The sequence below is a fragment of the Enterovibrio norvegicus DSM 15893 genome (genome assembly GCF_900115495.1).
GTDB classification, from domain to species: domain Bacteria; phylum Pseudomonadota; class Gammaproteobacteria; order Enterobacterales; family Vibrionaceae; genus Enterovibrio; species Enterovibrio norvegicus.
This window is the reverse complement of the sequence record NZ_FOWR01000010.1, coordinates 48178-67399: the sequence shown is the minus strand read 5'-3', so window position 1 is coordinate 67399 and position 19222 is coordinate 48178. Positions and strand designations below refer to the sequence as shown.

Here is a 19222-nt window from a genome sequence, read left to right as displayed (position 1 = left end):
AATGATAGATGAAGAAAAATTTAGAAGCTTGGCAAAAGGCTCCTGTAAAAATAGTAAGTGAAGCTATACAGCACGCAAAAAAGAAAAATGAAGAAGATAATTTGATAGCCTTTCTCCTATTGGACGCTGGTGCTGAAATGTTGCTTAAAACCTATTTAGGGCTACCAAAAAAAATTACAGGAGCAACAACATCAGAAGATGATAGATATAATATAATTCGCAGAGGCTTTCATGATGTAGTCGAGGGAGTAAAAAATAGTAGGCAAGGAATTAATACTAAGGACCTTGCTAGAGTAGAGTTTTTTCATGGGATTAGAAATAAGCTCTACCATCAAGGGAATGGTTTGACAGTTCAACGTGTTCATTTAGAAGAATATAGCACAGTAATTAAAAGTCTTTTTAAACAATTATTAAAGATTGACTTAGACATCCAGCTTGAAAGCTCGAGATTAACGAAGGAAGAAGCAAAGCTTATTACTTTACTTAATGCAGAAATTAATAAGTCTTTAGAGTTTACAAAAAGTAAGATAAAGGAGCTTGAGTTCTCCTGTAATCTAGTAGTCGAAATGGTAGCCCCAAAATTACTCTTACCTTCGTTTACCAAAAAATTTGAGGATCTTATAGAAAAAGCTTTTAGTGAAGATGGTTATACACTAGAAGGAAATGATGTCATTACATATAAAATTCTACCTTATAGAACAGATGAACGTATGAAAATAGTTGAGTGGTTTGAGGGGCTTATTAAACCACTAGTTGAGAGTTCACCATATTTCGACGCACTATTTTGTCAAGTGGAAGCAGGTAGTAGACATCATATCGAAGCTTTAGGATGTCAACTTGGTATTAAAAATATTGAGCTTGAGAGGTATAAAGTTCCTCACATTGTTAATTTTATCTTCAACAACCACTTTGATCTTAATGATCTATATATTAATATTGTGGGGATTGTATTATTTGATGAATTCTACTTTAAGAATGACTTAGACTTTACAATTGTGGATATTAAAAACATATACCCACAATCAAACGAAGAATCTGATGTGGAGTATTGGGAGTCAGTCCTCAATACCGTAAGGTCTGAAAGTGAAAGGCTAGATACTTATATTAGTCGAATAAATCTATGGTTGGAAAGTGAAAGCAAAAAATAAAATATGTGAGCGTTTCTCTGGTCAATAGATAATATCATTCTTTTGGCTGCGCTAGCAGCCAATACTCTTAAACAACAAAGTTGTCTAATCCATTTACCTCAAACCAGTCTTATCCAAATCTCTTGGTTAGGAGCACCTACTCTAGCATTAATAAAGTGTATTCTGGCATGAACCTAACCACTTTGCTTTTGAAAAAATACGCATATAAATTCTAGCTTAACTTTGATTGGGGCTTATAAACTAACTAACTAACTTTATTGTGGAATATTCTAATTGCTATTTTACCTAAAAAAGTTAACTATGAGTATTTCTTTAAATCAATAACTTCCAATCTCTCTGTTAATTCTGCTAGCTTTCGATAATCTTTAGTATGCAAAATTTCTAGATTTCTAGAGTTAAAATATTCACCTTTCAATAATCTATCTGGCTCCCGATCTATAAATGTGCTTTGTATAACGCATCGAGAAAACTCCATAATCCCACGGATATTTAAAATAGAATCCTCAAATAATTCAATTAATTCATCAGTTTCAAAATTGTGTGGGGAGAGCTCAAACTCTCTACCACGGCTAGACTTATGAAACCTGTAACCTTGCTCATACTCCGTATGTAAAATACCATTAAATAAATTTATTATTTTAGTTGATTCATCATCTTGAGATATGATTTTTTTCATTTCATGATCTTTAATTTCTCTTGTGCTTAATTTCTTCTTTTCATCAATATAATGATTCCAGGCAAAACCATTGACTCCACCAATCATAAATTTGTATGAAAACCAAAAGCAATTTATAGAGGATCGAAAAAGATAACTATTCGCTGGAATATGATTATTCACTAGTAATGATAAGCATGAGTTTAACAACTCCATACCACGTGAGAGTTGTATCACGGAATCTACTAGCCAAGGACTCTTTTCATGGTCTATGTGTGTACTTTTGTTCCATATGTTCTCAACTGAATCTGAAAGATAGAAGAAAATTTTAAATGTGGTATTTAATTCTTTATCAAGTCGCTCATTGTTTCCGGCATAGCTTTCGAGATAATTGGTCTTATCTAGTCGTACGAATTTCTGAATATCTCTAAGCATAAGTGTATCTAAATACCAGTATATGATTTTATGTGATGTTAGTAATTTTTTGATGGCTTATCGGCATCAATTAGAATGAATTTTAAGCGAACTTGGCTAAATAGTAAATTGTTTAAGAATTTGTGAGCTTTGATAGTTCCCCGATTTGAAGGATGTGAATAGCCATCAACTCGGTAGTCATCATTGAGCCTCTTTTCGACCAAATTTAGCTTATTCGAACCACATAGCTTAGATAATCAAATCTAACCTTTTTTTGTCCAAAACCGAGCTAGCCACCCGCCTAGCTCGGCAGTGACAAATCACCCACTCCTCTCTCTCTCTCCTTCCTTACTCGCAATAAGATATGCAACCGGCTGCAATATTGGTGAATGCAATCTCCCTCGCAATGCCTTGCCGTTGAAGTCTTCACCATGGTGAAAAACTGACCAGCGAGGAACCATGAAGCAACGATTATTACTCCCCCTTATGTTGGTGCTGCTGTCTGCCTGCAGCGCGACGGTGCCGAAAGAAGTGGTGGAATTGTCCTACCGCATCGAGCAAGACCTCACCCACGTTCAAGAAAGCTATACCGATTTGGTGCATCAGCACATCAAAGTGCTTCGCAAACAGCGTGAAGATTACCTGCGCCATGAATGGATCCCGCAGTTTGTGAAAGGCTGGGTGAAAGACGGCCAATTGGTACAAATGGCTGAAGGGGATGTGATTTACGACGAAGCCAAAGGGGAATTTGTGAAAACCCGCTCGACAGACAGGGTGGGGCAGTTAAACAGCATCGTGCTGTGGGCAGACAGCGCAGTGACGGTGATTGAAGAGAAGCGCCACGCTTTGCTTGCGCCGTTGGACGAGGCCGAAAGAACCCTGATTGCGGACATTAACCAGAGCTTTGCACTCATTCAGCAAGGTCACCAGACCATTACTGCGCATCTGAACAGCATCCGAGAAGTGCAGGATGTGCAAAACGATTTGCTTGATAACACGGGGCTTGAGGCTGTGCGTGATCAAATCAACCAGCAACTCTCCGCCTTGTCTGAGAAGGCCACAGCAGGGCTCGATGACATCCGACAACTTGATAAGAAAGCCAACAAACTCTTGGAGTGAAAACAATGAGCATGCTTGATCGCGCAAGAAAAACCGCCGCAAAGACCGATCGCACCTTGTCCGAAAAAGAAGCCAACGTGCTGTTTGATACCCAACTAGACTTGGCGAAGCTCAGTCCTGAGATCACGGAACATGCGCTTTACCCTGCATTAATCGCCGCCATTCGGGAGGCATCGTCAAATAACCGCAATGTGGCATTGCTAACCTCCCGCGTCGAGGCGCTGAAAGAAGAAGGAAGCGCCTTGGTCAGTAAGGTGTTAGACGCACTTCGATAAGGGAACAAATGTATGCAAATTGATATGCACTACTACGGTGTGTTCGCCATTGCGCGGTCGGCAGGGCTGACGCGAGAGGCGGCGCGGATCATCGCCACGGCGTCGCAGTTCGTTGATGACAATGCACAAACGAACGGCATGGAATTTCCCAGTGCCGCCACCATGTCAACAGAGCCCACCGCGCACCATACAACCAGCGTGAAAAACATTGATGGTGAGTCTCAACGCAAGGTGTGGGTGCCTTTTCACTTCTTGCCGGGCAATGAGGGGGAATCGTTCACTGAACGTTTGGTCTGCCGACAAGACAGCAAAATTGCCCGTGCATTGCGTGCGCATCATCTAAGTCTCAGTGATAAAGCGTTCTATCTGGAATTGGTGGGGGTGTTAGCCCATGTGTATGCAGACACCTTTTCGCATTATGGCTTTTCTGGCGTGAGTTCTCGTACCAATAAGGTGGTGAACGACAGTTTTGAATACCGCGATTTGGAACCGGAAATTGAAGCCTACATCGAAAAGAAGAAGCAGCGATTTTTCGAGAAATATGGCACGGGGTGGGTGAGGAACATCAAATCGTTTCTTGCCGAGGCGGCATCGGGCGCATTGGGGCATGGTGCGGCAGTGACCTTGCCTGACAGGCCGTATTTGTCATGGCGATTTATGTATGAAAACGGTGAAGATTCAGGGTGGAGAGATAACCCTGCGACTTTCCTTGAAGCCTGTAAGCAACTTCATGCGGTGTTCAAGCTCGTGGCGGCGCAACGTCCTGATCTTGCTGATGTGGAACAACAGCGTGAGTGGGCTGATCTGGAAGAGACGGTAAAAGCCATTCTCGCCACGCAAGGTGATAAGCAGACGCGCATTCAAGCGTGGCAAGCGGCATGTGCCAATGGGGACATTTTGACCATCGCAGAAAGTATTCCCGATTATGTGGATTGGAACGCGGGCTTTGAGCACATCAATGAGTCTACGGCCCCTGAAGAGATGATGAGCCTACCGAGTTACCGTTTTTATCAAGCGGCGTCTTATCACCGCTGGTATGTGCTGCGTGAGCTTCTTCCTTCTTACGATTTAATGGTGGTGTAGAGGGTAAATGGGCAGCACGACGCTGCCCTTTTTCTTGCTGAATATGTTTTCTTTTTTCATCCAACGATATGCCAATCAAGTCGCCATGATTGAAAGAATGACGGAGGATGTGCTGGCGTTGCATCAACTCCGCATCGTAACGTCTCATTGATACTTTGATACTTTGATACTTTGATACATTGATAACCGCCGCATTTGCGGCGGTTTTTTTTTCGTCCTATTGCGCGGGGTTAAGACTGATCTCGACATCGCCAAAGCCGAGTGATTTCAATTCATCCCTATCGAGGTTTGTTTCAAGTTCTACTCCTCCCATACGAAGCGACGACTTTAGGCCTGATCTTGAACGAGACGTGTCAGAAATAGGTTTGGCCGCGCCAATGTCTATCGTGCCTGCATATTGGGACTCTGCATAAAAATCCCCAGATACCGTTGCCTTGAAAGGACGGAGGCTTTGGCTGGTGATGTTCTGCATTTTGGTGAGGCCATTTTCTTGAATTACCCAATTCCAATCCCACCACTGTGAGGCACCAGGAATGTTACGAATATTCCATTGGTGGCGAATATCCGCAGAGGATTCGCTGGCGCGTCCCATGGTAAAGGTATGTTTTTGGGTTGGGCGGTGAGTTGGGTGCGTGTGCCATGCGTTGCCACCCCAGCGAAGGAATCCGTTAAACTCAACATCGTAGCTGACGTCAGCACCGAATCGGTAAGGGTAGGAAATGCTGGAGCGGTAAAGCTCAACGCGGATTGGAATTTCTGAGTTGGCCGGTACCATAGGGCGTGCTTGTAGCGTGACCCCTTCAGAGGTTGAAGCGCCATTGGTGTTTGTCCAGCTTTGGTTTGCTTCCAGCTTTATTGTCAGTTCGGTTTCTCCAACCAGTGGCCATTTGAACGAATTTTTGGTTTGTACGGATTGGGAAAAACCATAGCTGTTGGTTTTGGACCAATTGGTGGATTCGTCCACTTTCAGGTCTATCACCACCTGTTGCGCAATATTGGTGCGGTTTCTTGCCGTGGCGTATACGGTTTTGACGAGCTGCTTGCCCGATTCGGTGACCTCGCCGTGCCAGAAATCATCGCTGTTTAAGGCGTAGTTGAAATTGCCAACCGTGATGGCGGTTTTCTCTTCACAGCGATATCCACTGCAGGACCCTCTGTTATTTCCCTGAATGCGCCATTTTTCTCCTTCTTGACGTACAGCCATGTCTTCGCCGACGTAATCGCTGCTGTTACCGCCTACCCAGGCATAGCCTAGATAGTGAGCAAGGTAGCTGAGGGGGCGAATAAATGCGTTTTGATCTGTGACCAAGCTGAACTGAATATCAACCTCTTCCCCTTCGGGTAACGTGTGCTTGGCAAGCTCGGGTATGCCTGTATCTCCTGCGTTGATGGGGTGGCACCATGTGCTGTAATTCGGCAAATCTCTTTTAATTCGGCCTTCGTCGGCGTATCCCATGTATCCCATGATGACCCAGTCATCTTTCAGGCCAGTAATTTGCCACTGGCCCATTTTCGACAGCAGATAATCACGGTGTAACGTCGCTTCATTTTTTGTTATCGGGCGATAGCCAGACCGACAAACGTCTTCTCCCCCTGTATCAACGACAAGCCGATCGGGATAAATATGGGCAAAGCTGGGTGCTGAAAAAGCGGAAAATAGGGATAGCGTAATGAGTGTTAGCGTGGCTTTCGGCATGTTTTTTCTCCATTGTTTTAGCGGTTGTTTTCTTCGCCATGGATGGCGAAGAATCAGCATGACACTCTGGTGTCTGGCTGCTAAATGAAAAACAATGAAAAATAATCAACAATAAAAACATGCAGTTACATTGGCCTTTTCAAGGTATTCCTTATTAGAGACGCGTGACGATTTGCGTATGCTCTGATCGATAATCCTTAATGATCAGAAATTCAGGGTCTTCGTAAACGACGCCGAGTTTTGCGTGACAACCTTCGTCTTCGAAAAACAAGTAGGACGATGCAAACAGAAAGTCGGATGTGTTGTCGAGGTGATCGACATAAACCAGTTCCACATCGCAACGAAGCAGATAATACGAATAGAGGGTGGATTTAAGGTATCCGGTTAAGCGCACTAAACTGGTCTGCTCCGAGAGGCTCTGTTTAATCGTGGCGACATGAATAATGGAATTACCATCGACTCGGGTTTGGCCTTTGGTTGTTGTTGTGCTGCCATCGTGGAGAACCTGAACCAGAAAATGTTGGTATTGTCCGGACATGAGGTGTTGTTGCCATGGCAGTGCGAGCACACCCATAAAGACGCTGATGCTGAAAACAAAGAAGGCAATCGTGACATTCATTTGCGTTCCTCGACAAACTGGGCGATTTGCGCTGCGGCAACGGGGAACTGGCTTGTTCTATACGTTAGGTTAATGGCGTCTTGTGCTCGACGGTGAAACCAAGCGAGGTCATTTTCATCGTCACCCATGCCCACAAAAACGATACAGTCGCATTGGTTTGATGCGAGTAAAGCGCGAAGGGGAAGGGACAGTCGCGCTGAGGAAGACTTCAAAAGAATCAATTCTCCAACGCGTTGCTGAGTGATTTCACCATCAGAATAGTAAGGATGCCAGTCAGTAACGTTGAACTTGTAGGAAAGAATGACGAGTGCAACCATGATCAACGTGATTGAGAGGGCGTTAAACGCGTTCAAAACGTGAGATGTCCCATTCTTCAAAAGCAGGGTTTTGATGTTTTCTTTCGCTGTATCAAGGTCGCCTAGGGGGCGAGGCTCGGCGGTTTGCTCTTGAACGGGAGACGCGGGAGATGGGGGGGATAGGGTTTCTTGCTTTTGAGTTTCCACGCATTCAATTCTATCTGGAAGTATGCGGTATCCTATCCTTGGTGCGGTAATGATCGGGCTTTCCTTTATGCCCAATTTCAAGAATGATTGTCTTAATGCGCTGATCGATTTTGCGAGTGATGTTTCGCCAACACAGACGTTCCCCCAAGCATGGGCGATGATGGTTTTTTTCTCAATGACATCGGGCGCGCGTTGTATGAGTAACGCGAGGATAAGCCCTTCTCGATGACTGATACCCACACATCGAGTATCAGTAAATAACTTATTCTCTACTGGGTCGAAATTTATCATTTTTATTCCCGATTGCATCGCGAGATTGGATAATGCGTAAGAAATAGACTCTGCCTTTTTATACCTATATGAGATTTTAAAAGATTAATAAAGTGGTTTTTCATGAGGGTTGGCGCGACTGTGTTTATTTTTAAATCTATCACTTTGATTTTTAATATATCAATGGGCTCAATTTTCGCTATGCGTTACTTTGCAGATTTTCTAGATTCGATTTTTATAGAAGATTGAATGTTGTGATGATATTTTTAATATTGACAGATTCATGACATATCGATGGCTTTTTTGATTATATCTCAGGTGAGGCGGTCATGTTCATTTCTTGGTTGTCCATTTATTGTCAGGGTTAGTGTTTTTCTTATATGTGTTTAGTTTCATTTGGTGGCGATTTTTTGGGGTAGTCAATTAGCAACAGACGCCTTCCATGCCATTATCGACATCGTTGCTAAAATTAGTCTATTACAATATACCCAAACAACCTGAAAATGCTCGATGTCAGAGGTCCTCAGAGTGGTCAATTTAAGGCAAATTCTTGTAGGAATAGTGATTCTATTTCACAGGGATTTAACGATGAAGTGGACGCTCTGAGGGCCTCCCTTCGGGCGAGTTTACTGACGCCATGCTCGGTGTTGTCCCTTTTTGATGGAGCGCACTACATCGGCAAAGGGACGCCTTGATCATAACATCAGTAAAGCTCGCTGAATCCTGCATCTTCACGTTGTTTGGGTATAATAATAAGCGGCTAACGGAGAGAAGTGATTTACCATCATGGAACAAAAAAAAAGTCAGCAACAAGCCCAAGACACTGATCAAGAAGAGGAAGAGCAAAAGCGCAGTTTCTTTCGTCTTCGTTATTTAGAACAGGACATGCCGTTTATTGTGTGTGGCAATAGCACCTTCAAAGTGTGTGAAGTGTCCGAACACGGTATCCGTATCTCAGTGAAAGACAAGGTTGAACCCGAAGAGCCTGTGGCTGGGACCATCCAATTTGAAAGTGGTGTATGGGAGATCCAAGGGCGCACCATCAGAAGAGAGGAAGATGAGTTGATTATCCAACTGTTTCAGCCGATAGAACTGAAGCTTATTAATGGAGAACAGCTGCGTCTTCGTCGCAAATACAGCCGAGATTGAGGTAACGCGGCATGGTGTGAGGTGGGCGCTCGCTCATTATCGACTTTCCACAAAACTGAAACGTCTTTTGTTGTTCATCCGCGTTATAGTCTTTTGAAGGTCAACCTCTTTTGGTTACCCAATCGGGCTGTGCGTTGCGCAGCCTAACCAGGCAGGATGCCTAACATCATAAAGAGATAGCAAACAAGGAAGTTGAGTGACATGGCGGTAGAACAGAGTTTTGTGGAAACCCTGAATGCAGTATGGGCGACGCCTTATGGCGTGGCGGCACAGTACATTTTTATTGGTGGGGTTGTGTTGCAGCTCGGTGTGATGGTCTCGCGCTATAAAATGTCTGTGGTAGATGCGCTGCTGGCAGTGATGGGTTTCAAGCGTGTTCAACACCGCGAAAAATGGTTTAACATTTTGCATATTTGTGTGATTGCCATTCCCCTTGGGTTGCTTGCGCTTGCAATGTAATACCGCCTTTCATTGAATACTTCGTTCGACCTATCAAAACGTCCCAGCATTGCGGCGTATTGAAGCGTTTCGTCGGTTAGTAACTCCTGTAAGCTGATCGCTGAACAAGGGGGATGGTAATGGATACGTGGAGTGACATATGGATGTTGGTTATTGGTTTGTTTTTTTAAGTGCGGCGGTGTTACTGACGTTATCACCAGGGCCAGATTTGATTTACATCCTTTCAAGAACCATTACCCAGGGTAAGAAAATCGGCTTTGCTTCGTCGTTGGGCGTGTGCAGTGGCGCGCTCTTTCATGTGGTTGCTGCGGCACTGGGTTTGTCGGCGATTCTAGCAACCTCTGCCATGGCATTTACTGTGGTCAAATACGTCGGTGCAGCCTACCTGATTTACTTAGGTTACAAAGCCCTTCGTTCGGCTGGGGAGAGTTTTGATACCGAATCCTCAGGCGAAAAAAATGTCTCCTTCTGGGATGCGTTCAAGCAAGGCGTGTTGATTGATGTGTTGAACCCCAAAGTGGCGGTGTTCTTCATGGCTTTCTTGCCGCAGTTTGTAAGGCCCAACGAAGGCAGCGTGACGGTGCAGCTTATTGTTCTTGGTGTCATTGTGATTGTTGTGGGGCTGACTATCGAGTTTCTCTTTGTGCTGTTGGCGGATAAAGCCACGCGGTTTTTGAGGAACAGCCGCCGGTTTTGTGCATGGTTAGATAGAGCACTCGGGACGATCCTTGTCGGCCTTGGTGTGCGATTGGCCCTGATGGAAAAGCCGTAAGTTTGATGAAATCAAAGCGAGGGAAGTGGTGACTATCTTGTGCTGCTTCCTTTTTATTCCCCAAAATGTGCGCTTTCTGCGCGCGAAAACGTGCTTGGGCTGAAACTGCTAATGTGGTTCAAATCGTCGACATGTGACGGTTTTTCATTCTGATTCTCTTCGCCAGTCCTACGAATAAAACAGTCAGTGTGTCGACCCTGTTTTGAATGCGTTTTAAGGTGGGGTTGTCTGGTTTTTGAAAGGGCAATGCATGATAAAGGAATATGGCGCGCTCTCTTGGGGTGCCCGTTACCACCTCAAGCGGGACGAGTCTGGCAATGACTATCTGGTTGGTGTGAAGCAGAAAAACTTCGCGATTTATGGTTTCATCACGCTGGTTCCTCTTGGTGTATGCTTAGTGATGGCTGCCCTTTCTTGGTTTAACGGGGACAACGCGCGTTATTTTTTCCTTCCTGCCGCCGTTCTGCTTGGTTTTCTCTGCGTGCTTTTTTTTTCCCGACGTGAGCGGTTTTCTTTTGACGCTGACAGAGTGCAGCACTTGATTGGCTGGAAAGGGCTAGGTGTAACTCTTGTTGATGACTGGTCAGTATCGGATTGCCGTTTAACTGTGATCCCTATTGCTGAGCATAAAGAAGGGTGCTGGCTTCAATTGTCCATCAATGGCAAGCAGGTATGGCGAAACAGTATTGGTAGCGTTGCGCAAACGGTCGAACTGGCACTTTTCATGTGTCATTACCATCAGATAGCGATTTTTGATGGCGTGACCGACTGGCCGGATTCAAAGCCCTTGATGGTGGTGCCGTCAGAGAAAGAAATGGCTGAGTTAGGTAATGTTGAACCTGAGGCTGTTGCTCACGATGTGACGCATCAGCCTGCTTCCTATCGACACTCGGAAACGCCGTTTCGTGTCGAAGGCTCGTTGTGGCGTTTGGTGTGGATTTTTCCTGTCATGCTTGTGCTTGGTGCTCTCCTTTTCATCGCATCGTTGTAACGGCCAAGGTGAAGGTGTGGTCAGGCAGATATGAAGATATGACGATATGAAGAAGACACATAGCGCGAACACTGGCGAAATAGTCATTACCTTTGGCGCGGGTGTTGTCAGAAAAGCAATCGGGTGCCTGTTTTTGGGGTTTACTTTCTATCAACTTGGGTTTGGCAACGTTGAGTCGCCGTCGTTTGTCTTTGTTTGGGCTTCTTTAGCGGCGTTTGGCTGGCACATGGTGTTCGCACGTCATTATGTGACCGTGAATCGACAAAAAGGTTTGATGTCGCGGGTGATTTCCAGTGTGTATCCCGTTTTCCGCTTTGAAGCGAACTTAGACGCTGTGCGTGGTTTTGTGGTGGCACGCGCCAAGCATCGACGCGATCAGCATGGCCTGAAGGTTCACCAAATATTTGTGTTGTTTGCCTCCGGTGAACGGCAACCGTTCTTAGCTGGCAATAAGGCGAAACTGATTGTTGAAGGTCGTGAAATCGCCGCCTTGTGCGATAAGCCTTTTTTTGTGGATGAAGAATCAACATAGTTTGATTTATCGTCGTTGTTCACGGGAGTCCCCCATGCGCTATTTTTCTGGTTCGTTCGCGTTTTTATGTCGTCTTTCTGCGGTTTTTCTCTGTTTTATTTTTCCCTTTTCCGTGGCGGCGGAGACGGACATTGAGCGAAACATGGCTGCCATTGAAAAGTTGCAAAACAACACGGCGCCTTTGATTGATGAAGCGTTGAGTAATGTGGGTGAATACGAGGTGCTGACGCAGAAACTGTCTGAGCGTTTTGAATCGACAGGCAGTGGCTTGATGGCGCTGCGTGTGGCGAAAATAGATACGCGTATTGCGCTGGCAAAAAGCAATTCCGCATTGGCGGAGCGCTACATTGAACAATACAAAACCTTTTTGAACGACGTTGACCCCGAATCGGCGTGTTATCGCCCTGAATTAGTGTCTGATTTCTATGATCGCATTCACGCGTTGGGCGATTCAAGCGCGACCATTTTGACCTTCAAAACCATCACTGAAGAAGACAAGGCCATGGCCGCTGTGGTGCAGTTGGGCATGCACGGCGTGGGTGTGGCGGAAGTGCCTGGCGCATTTGTTGTCGCGAATGCCTGTATTCTTGAAGATGCCGCGCCTGTGCTCGAAGCTTTCTTCGGTGACATGAGCGGCGAGGCGTTTTCTGATTTGGTAGAGCTTGCCGAAGGGCAGGGCGTGCTTGAACCTTTGCCTGATGACATGTGGCAGGATGAAGAGGCTGTGGGCGACGAAATGAATGAGCCTGCGCCACTTTCTCAACCCATTGAAGAGGTTGAATTTATCGATCCAGAGATGGCATCTTGCGTGTCGATGGCGGCACAGGTGAGTGAGGCGACACGCGTCAATGATCTGTCTACCCTGCTTTGCGATCTGCCGAAGAATGCCAAGATCCGTTTAGACGATCTCGCGAGCTTTCCGGGCTTGGCAGTGGTGACACTGAGCGGTGTTGATGTGGAATCTCTTGCGCCATTGAACGACATGCCTGCGTTATCTCAGGTACTGATTGAGCAAAGCACCATTTCTTCATTCGGTGACATGTCGAACGTGCAGGCTGATTTGGTGTTCTCTGAGGTTAATACGGAAGATTGGGGCGCACTTGCACACTCTGGCGCCGAGCGTATCTACATTGAACAACCATCGGATTGTCGAAGCCTTTCGTCGTTGGTGAATTCAGGTGCTGTCTCGGTGATTTTCAGTGATGGTGAAGGCCAATTGGATGCGCAAGGTATGATGAATGCGGATACTGTCGTCATTACCGATTGCACGCGAGACAGCGTGCATTGATCGCGCGTCAGGGTTTCACGGATGTTGATGACGGTATATCGACTTTATGCTTTGTCGTTTCAAAGCTGACGCCAATCACTTTGGTGGGTCTTCCCGACACATCGAAGTAGAGCTTTGCTTTTGATGTAAACCAGACCACGGCTTTATCTGAGGATTTTACTGAAAAATCCCAGACATGAGGCGCGTTTCTACCAAAGATGTCGATGAGTTCTTCGATGGTATTGTCAGTGTAAGGGAGCATGCAGTTAGGGAGCGCGTTTTCATCCACGTTGAAGAGGGTCGAGGCGTTCTTTGAACATTCAACAGAACCTGTCAATACATTCCATTCCCACGTCACAATATCAGCCATATCAAGCGCTTGGCGCATGCGATTTTCACTGTCCATGATTTGGTTTAGGTATTCTCTGCGTCTGCTTGTGGCTGCTGCGTCCTCTGTCTGCATCTGCTGAACGCTTTCTACCGCTTCATCGCCATATCGTAGCCAAATCCAATTAACCCCTAAGTAATCTGCAAGGCTTCTCAGGTTCTTGTATTCGATCTGCCCGCCCTTGGTCCATCGGTGCACAGAGGGTACTGAGGTGCCGATTGCAGTAGCGACATGGGCTTGGGTTTTCTTCTTTTGTTTTAGAAGGTGCTTTAGACGGTCGCTGAAGCCGCTTTGATCCATTTAGGGTTCCTAATTTGAATAGAAGAGCAGGTTAGTGAAATAAATCTTAGCACGAAGTATCGGAATTTAAAGGGGATTTCTTGTTGGGTAATTTATTACTTGACGGGTAATTTTTTAACTTCTATAGATCATTGTGCGCACAAAAAAACCTGCCGATATGTGTTTTTGCGCATAAATAATAAACCCAAAATGGAATGAAAAATGATGAAATTAAAATTGGTTACTCTGTTATGCCTCTGCGTATCTTCAACGTTTGTATTTTCACATGGCGTTCAAGTTTCTGCTGACAGTAAAAATCTACAGATATTCAAAAATGTACCCTCAATGTCTATTGCGTCTATGAATGAACCAGGCGTGAATGCCTATTTTGAGGATATCGTTGCATCATCCAGCCCAAGTGCGCCTATTGCATGCGGTATATTCAAAATTGAAAAGGGAAATCCGCTTGTTTACACCTATGACTACGATGACAGTAAAATTATTTTAGACGGGCATATTTATTTCTCTGATGGGACTCAGAAGGTGAAAGGCGAAGTGGGTGATGTGCTGTTTTTTCCAAAGGGCTCGACCATCACTTTCTCCACGGATGATGAAGGCTTAGCATTCGCATGTGGTCAGCGTAAGTTGTTTTAGTTCTTTGTATGTATATCACTGAACCTGTGATATCAGGGAGAGATAGTCATGGATATATCCCTATCGAAATCTGTATTCCCCTTTACCTTACTCTTGTTTCCATCACCGTACCTTTATGCAAATCAGAACCTTACAGACCTAACCCATAATGATCCTTTTTTCTATACCAGCGACCAGTCGGTCAGTGCTGATAATAATATAAAAGTGTTACTGGGTATTGGTCGACCTGATAGAACCCATTCTCAAATTCCTCACTTGCCCTTTTACATGGGCTATATGAACACCAACGCCACCTACCGGTTTGTCAGTATTGCTGAGCAAGTTTTTACCATGATTGGCGAAGGTAAACATGGTTTATGGCGTGTTCAAGAAAATGGGAATGTCAGACTGTACCGAAGAAGACAAGCAGAAGGCTTACCTGTTGGTACTGATTTATATTCACAAGACGTTATAAAGAAAATAGGAAATCAATATGGATATTATTTAGAAGATGAAAGTTGGTCTGGTTATAAATTCCCCGATGAGAGAGTAACGGAAAATAACACGTTGAATTATATCGATGTGCCAATAACGCATCCTTTTTTCAAAGGAAAATATGCAGACCACGAACCTGTAGATTTGGCGAATTGGTATTGCACCATGTCGGCAAATGATTACCCCTATGCGAAAAAAGCCATGAACTTTGCGTTCAGCCAACAGGCTGCCAATAAAGTAGGGCCATTAGGTAAACGAGCAGGGCTCGACATCAGAGAGAATTACCTCAATGTGTTGAGACTGGAACATTTCCCTGATGCAAAAACGTGGGTCAATGTAGGTCAACCCGGTAAAGATGCATTACATGTTGAATGGAAAGCAATCGATGCAGATAAAACCCAGACAGAGTATTACCTGGTTGAGCGAACGTTTTTTAATAAGCCTTACCTTTTCGTGACGGCAGTGTATGACAATCAAGATAACGATGATCATCGGTATGTGCGTCCTGATGGGGCCTATTTTTCGTCGCTTTCTCAGCCTGAGCAGTTAAAAACAGAAGTCACCTACCAACCCCGCTTTCATTTTCTTGGTGGTGAAGAAGAGAGGGCGGTTGGCCTGCCTGTCTATGGGGTGCATCACCCTAACCGAGCCGTCTATGGCGGTGGTGGCGCTTGCCCATTAAAAGGCGGCGATTGGGGGCGCTATCCTGACACCTCTGGTGGTGCGGGCTGGCCGACGCAATATGAGGAAGTCACCCCATTGTGTGATGCTGTGCTGGTGGACATTAAATTCTTCACCAACTTGGATAACCGCTCTTGGGAGGAACCCTCGAAATATCTTGCGAATGCGGGTTTTCGAAATACATCCGTAAGATACAAAATGCAGCCCGGTGAATACGGTGTATTCACTGACCCCTATAACACAGAAAAAGGCATTAAAAATCCGGACCGCCAGAACGTGCCTGAAGCGCTCACGTTAACCTACCCTTCGGTTTCAGAACCTGTCAGTTACGTTGAGCCACCTCAAATTGACGCGTCGTTAGGGATGGTGCCAACGGAAGACAGTACATGTCGACCTGTGTTAATGGCAAATGTGTCGAACTGACGTTTTCTTCATTGTGTCCCTTTCAATGCGCTGACAGTGCGTGGCTCATCGAAAGGGACAAGGGGACACATGGAGTGATGAGTTAACCGATCGCGTTTTCTAAGATCTCGCGGCTTTTTTCTAGCGTGATCGATTGGTTTTCACCCAGTGAGGTCAGACCGTGTTTTGTCAGTTGGTCGATCACGGCATTAATGGCGGTTTCCTTGTTGCCTGTGTGCTCCGTCAGTTTGGTTTCTAACCCCAATTGCTTGTAGAAGGCTTCAATCGCATCAATGGTGCGTTCTGCCAGATCATCGCTGTTCGCGAAGCCAAAGACATTACGGCCCATTTGTTCGAGCTTGGCGCGCTTGTAATCGATTTGGTTACGCAGCAGTGAAGGCTGAATGATGGTGAGCGAACGGGCGTGGTCGACGTGCCAAAGCGCAGTGAGTTCGTGGCCTATCATGTGCGTTGCCCAGTCTTGCGGTACGCCTTGTCCAATCAAACCTGAGAGGGCTTGGTTAGCACTCCACATCAGGTTGGCGCGCCATGCATCGTTATCGCGCACTGCAAACTGCTCGCCTAACGTTTTCAGATTGCGCAGCAAGGTTTCTGCATAGCCGTCTTGTACCGCCGCATTTGTTGGGCGAGTGATGTATTGCTCACAGGTATGTACCCACGCGTCGGCAATGCCGTTAACAAGCTGACGTTCTGGCAGTGTTTTCATGGCATCAGGGTCGAGCACGGCGAAAACAGGGCGAACACTTGGGTGCATGAACGGCAGTTTGTCTTGGGTTTCCGCTTTGGTGATGACCGCGGCCGGGTTTGATTCTGAACCCGTAGCTGGCAGCGTTAAGATCGCACCGATAGGCAGCGCACTTTCAATGGTGTATTTACCGGTCAGGATATCCCAGCCGTCGCCGTCGTATTTTGCTGCAGCAGCAACGTATTTCGAGCCATCAATCACTGACCCACCACCCACGGCCAAAATGAAATCAATCTGTTCTTGCTTGGCAATCGCGACGGCTTTGTCCAAGGTTTCTTTGGTGGGGTTCGGTTCAACGCCTGCAAAATCCAGCCAAGTGTGGTTTTTCAATGCGTCAGTCACTTGGTCGTAAACGCCGTTTTTCTTGATGGAACCGCCACCGTAAATCACCAATACTTTGCTTTGTGCTGGGATGACATCAGCAATGGCTGCAATTTGGCCTTGGCCAAAATGGATTTGCGTTGGGTTGGAATAGGTAAATTGCATGTGGACCTCGTGCTCTTTATGGCATGCCGCCAGATCGTTATCTTGCACACATAATAGTCCCGACAAGCCGTCTTGCGATAGGGCATTTCTCGCGACTTCTTGCCTGATCGTCCAACATTTTCAATCCCTGCTTTTGTAAAGGGTAGATAAGCGTGAAGTTCCAAAATGTTGATTATAGTTAGTACGGAAGAGAAGGCTCCATAAGCTAATAAAAAGCGTTATAGAGCCTTATTTACAATTTTAATCAGTACTATTTTGAGTTTATTAGAAGGTATAACCTAAGGATACAGTCCCCCAGCTATTGAATTGAGAATATCCTCCGAGATATTGGTTATATTCGAAGTTGGCAAAAACGTTTTCACTTAATGATGGGGCGGAGAACTGGAAACCTGTTGCAATATGTGGTCTAAATTCACTATCACGGATGACAGTGACCTTATTATTGGGTTCGTTAGCCGTACGCTTACTTTTATTGTACGCAGCGCCTAGTTTAAAGTATGGACGGAGATAGGGATTGGCATCGATCCCAAATACGGCATCAAAATGTCCAGTGCGGCTAACTTTAGTGTGGCCGAGTACGGAGTCTGCCGTGCTTTTGTTGTCACCATAGGCATAAGAGGTTTCGACCTAAGTATATTCATTAATGGTGTAACCAGAACCTAGCGAAAAGCCGCTCATGCCATCTTCACTCTTTCCGCCGACAAAAATATAAACGTCACCGTTACTAACACTTGCAAGTGTCGGCATTGTAATTGATGACACAATTAAAGCAATAATAATTCTTTCACGTTGTACTTCCTAATTTCAATTTTATTAAATGTTGAGGTCCTTGACGATTCATCCTGACTCAATCCGTGCAAAAGTTTGCCGCTAAAAGATTAGGACAAGGAAAGCATTGGCCCATTAATATAAAACACTGTGCAATTAAGGGTTAATTTAAAGTTTATTCTGTTTTTATTTCTATTCAACACCGATGAATGTTGGTTCGTAATCAATAAACCCAAACTTACCGTTAATATTATCCTCATGGATTAAATCAATGGGGTAGTCATAAACTGAGTAAATTTTCCCCTCTGAGGATTTGAATATCTTTGCAGACAAAAAATTAATATGGTCATATTCAAAATCCTGTAAGTCGATATCTATTTTTCTTGATATATCGATAGGTTTCTGCCACTTTTCTGAAACTAAATAGAGAAATATATCGCTACCCCAATAACCCCAAATATACTTTTTCGTGTATATTCTTCCTGATTTTTTCTGATGCACTACTGATGTCAATATGCCATCTATACATGCACCTTGAGACTTCAAGTTCTCCGATTCACTATTGAATTTGAACTTGCATCCGGTGCCATTTATGAAAGGCTTGATATTCCAGAGGAACATAAGTAAACCCAACACGATGAGAGCTGTAAGTACAGAATATTCTCTATTCGACTTTTTTAAATGATGCTTCAGCTTCGCCATTATAGTGTCCATATAGGTATTCACCATCTTCTAACCCTGAAATGTCCCCTATATCGCTACTTGTGGAACAAACAACTTTACCGTCAACAGTGATACATTCAAGCGATGCTTGATGGGATTGCAAAACAAAAGAAACAAAAAACGCCAATGCATAAATGAAGAATAACAACGTAATCAAGACTAATTTTGTTTTCTTATTATGAATTACATTTTCTTTTTTATGCGGTATTGATTTGAATTCTTCACCTTCATAAAAACGTGCAACGGGATCGTTATTCTCAGACACGGTTGGTTCAGCTGTCGCACTGTCTTTAACATTAGGCGCATCGCCTAATTTTTCATCTAAACTATCTTCTATAAAGCCAGAGTGAAGCATATACCCTTTACCGGGCAGCGTTTCTATTATTTCGCCTTTGTCTGAAAGTGACTGGCGAATAGTTTTTATTGCCATGGTCAAAGAGTTTGGACCTACCACTCGCATCGGCCAACCAGCAGCAATAAGATCTGATTTTTTGACCTCATTATCTTTATTTTCAATAAGATGAGAGAGTACCATTGATTCAGACATACTTAGCTTTGACACTTCTCCAGTGCTATTGTTAAAAATAGTTTTTTTCAACCTATCAAAAATGTAGCTGTGCATATTTTCTTCTCGAATCAATGAAGGCAC

Annotated in this window: 20 protein-coding genes; 12 read left to right on the top strand and 8 right to left on the bottom strand. The window is 44.7% G+C overall.

All coding sequences use genetic code 11. The annotated features are described in order from the left end of the window. Window positions 1-8 precede the first annotated feature (8 nt). Complete coding sequence (locus BM082_RS08180; protein ID WP_074926519.1) at window positions 9-1148, top strand: hypothetical protein; 1140 nt, start codon at window positions 9-11, stop codon at window positions 1146-1148. Between the two features lie 298 nt (window positions 1149-1446). Here BM082_RS08180 and BM082_RS08175 read toward each other — a convergent pair whose 3' ends face one another. After that, window positions 1447-2238 carry a hypothetical protein gene (locus BM082_RS08175; RefSeq protein WP_074926516.1) on the bottom strand — a complete coding sequence of 264 codons (792 nt, stop codon included), beginning with the start codon at window positions 2236-2238 and terminating at the stop codon, window positions 1447-1449. Between the two features lie 438 nt (window positions 2239-2676). Between BM082_RS08175 and BM082_RS08170 the strand changes: the two genes are divergently transcribed. The 3 genes from BM082_RS08170 to BM082_RS08160 are packed head-to-tail and all read left to right on the top strand — an operon-like array spanning window position 2677 to window position 4694. Continuing rightward, window positions 2677-3336, top strand: coding sequence for a hypothetical protein (locus BM082_RS08170; protein WP_244275967.1), 660 nt, complete (start codon window positions 2677-2679; stop codon window positions 3334-3336). A gap of 5 nt (window positions 3337-3341) precedes the next feature. Further along, window positions 3342-3611 carry a hypothetical protein gene (locus tag BM082_RS08165; RefSeq protein WP_017010187.1) on the top strand — a complete coding sequence of 90 codons (270 nt, stop codon included), beginning with the start codon at window positions 3342-3344 and terminating at the stop codon, window positions 3609-3611. Window positions 3612-3623: 12 nt separating this feature from the next. Further along, window positions 3624-4694 carry a DUF6765 family protein gene (locus BM082_RS08160; RefSeq protein WP_017017869.1) on the top strand — a complete coding sequence of 357 codons (1071 nt, stop codon included), beginning with the start codon at window positions 3624-3626 and terminating at the stop codon, window positions 4692-4694. Window positions 4695-4911: 217 nt separating this feature from the next. On the opposite strand, the gene BM082_RS08155 is transcribed toward BM082_RS08160, so the two are convergent. The 3 genes from BM082_RS08155 to BM082_RS08145 all read right to left on the bottom strand — a co-directional run bounded on the left by BM082_RS08155 (window position 4912) and on the right by BM082_RS08145 (window position 7803). Continuing rightward, complete coding sequence (locus tag BM082_RS08155; protein ID WP_017012733.1) at window positions 4912-6390, bottom strand: aerolysin family beta-barrel pore-forming toxin; 1479 nt, start codon at window positions 6388-6390, stop codon at window positions 4912-4914. A gap of 154 nt (window positions 6391-6544) precedes the next feature. After that, a complete protein-coding gene (locus BM082_RS08150) occupies window positions 6545-7009 on the bottom strand; it encodes a hypothetical protein (protein ID WP_017012734.1) in 465 nt (154 codons plus the stop codon). Beyond that, window positions 7006-7803 carry a winged helix-turn-helix domain-containing protein gene (locus tag BM082_RS08145; protein ID WP_017012735.1) on the bottom strand — a complete coding sequence of 266 codons (798 nt, stop codon included), beginning with the start codon at window positions 7801-7803 and terminating at the stop codon, window positions 7006-7008. The genes BM082_RS08150 and BM082_RS08145 overlap by 4 nt, the downstream gene beginning before the upstream one ends. A 765-nt stretch (window positions 7804-8568) precedes the next feature. On the opposite strand from BM082_RS08145, the gene BM082_RS08135 reads away from it, so the two are divergent. From BM082_RS08135 to BM082_RS08105, 6 genes are all read left to right on the top strand, one after another. Beyond that, window positions 8569-8931 (top strand): hypothetical protein, encoded by a 363-nt coding sequence (locus tag BM082_RS08135; RefSeq protein WP_017012736.1) that lies wholly within the window; start codon window positions 8569-8571, stop codon window positions 8929-8931. A 201-nt stretch (window positions 8932-9132) separates the two neighbouring features. Beyond that, the gene (locus BM082_RS08130; protein ID WP_017017871.1) at window positions 9133-9390 is read left to right on the top strand and encodes a hypothetical protein; all 258 of its coding nucleotides are present in this window, start codon (window positions 9133-9135) and stop codon (window positions 9388-9390) included. 139 nt (window positions 9391-9529) lie between these two features. Next, the gene (locus BM082_RS08125; RefSeq protein ID WP_017012738.1) at window positions 9530-10162 is read left to right on the top strand and encodes a LysE family translocator; all 633 of its coding nucleotides are present in this window, start codon (window positions 9530-9532) and stop codon (window positions 10160-10162) included. A 250-nt stretch (window positions 10163-10412) separates the two neighbouring features. After that, window positions 10413-11153, top strand: a complete 741-nt coding sequence (locus BM082_RS25290) for a hypothetical protein (RefSeq protein WP_244275965.1) — start codon at window positions 10413-10415, stop codon at window positions 11151-11153. A gap of 46 nt (window positions 11154-11199) precedes the next feature. After that, window positions 11200-11685: a hypothetical protein gene (locus BM082_RS08110; RefSeq protein WP_017012016.1), complete on the top strand. Its 486-nt coding sequence runs from the start codon at window positions 11200-11202 to the stop codon at window positions 11683-11685. Window positions 11686-11719: 34 nt separating this feature from the next. Further along, on the top strand, window positions 11720-12973 hold the full coding sequence (locus BM082_RS08105) for a hypothetical protein (protein ID WP_074926504.1): 1254 nt from the start codon (window positions 11720-11722) through the stop codon (window positions 12971-12973). 7 nt (window positions 12974-12980) lie between these two features. Here BM082_RS08105 and BM082_RS08100 read toward each other — a convergent pair whose 3' ends face one another. Then, entirely contained in the window at window positions 12981-13640 is a 660-nt protein-coding gene (locus tag BM082_RS08100) for a helix-turn-helix domain-containing protein (protein WP_017012018.1), read from the bottom strand. A 201-nt stretch (window positions 13641-13841) separates the two neighbouring features. Here BM082_RS08100 and BM082_RS08095 point away from each other — a divergent pair, with 201 nt between their 5' ends. Further along, a complete protein-coding gene (locus BM082_RS08095; RefSeq protein WP_017012019.1) occupies window positions 13842-14273 on the top strand; it encodes a cupin domain-containing protein in 432 nt (143 codons plus the stop codon). Window positions 14274-14321: 48 nt separating this feature from the next. Beyond that, window positions 14322-15851: a hypothetical protein gene (locus tag BM082_RS08090; RefSeq protein ID WP_017012742.1), complete on the top strand. Its 1530-nt coding sequence runs from the start codon at window positions 14322-14324 to the stop codon at window positions 15849-15851. An 82-nt stretch (window positions 15852-15933) separates the two neighbouring features. Here the strand turns inward: BM082_RS08090 and BM082_RS08085 are convergent, their stop codons facing one another. From BM082_RS08085 to BM082_RS08075, 3 genes are all read right to left on the bottom strand, one after another. Continuing rightward, entirely contained in the window at window positions 15934-17082 is a 1149-nt protein-coding gene (locus tag BM082_RS08085) for an iron-containing alcohol dehydrogenase (protein WP_017012021.1), read from the bottom strand. A gap of 960 nt (window positions 17083-18042) precedes the next feature. Continuing rightward, entirely contained in the window at window positions 18043-18552 is a 510-nt protein-coding gene (locus BM082_RS08080) for a hypothetical protein (RefSeq protein WP_017012743.1), read from the bottom strand. Next, a complete protein-coding gene (locus BM082_RS08075; protein WP_017012744.1) occupies window positions 18515-19222 on the bottom strand; it encodes a winged helix-turn-helix domain-containing protein in 708 nt (235 codons plus the stop codon). Before BM082_RS08075 ends, BM082_RS08080 begins: the two co-directional genes overlap by 38 nt.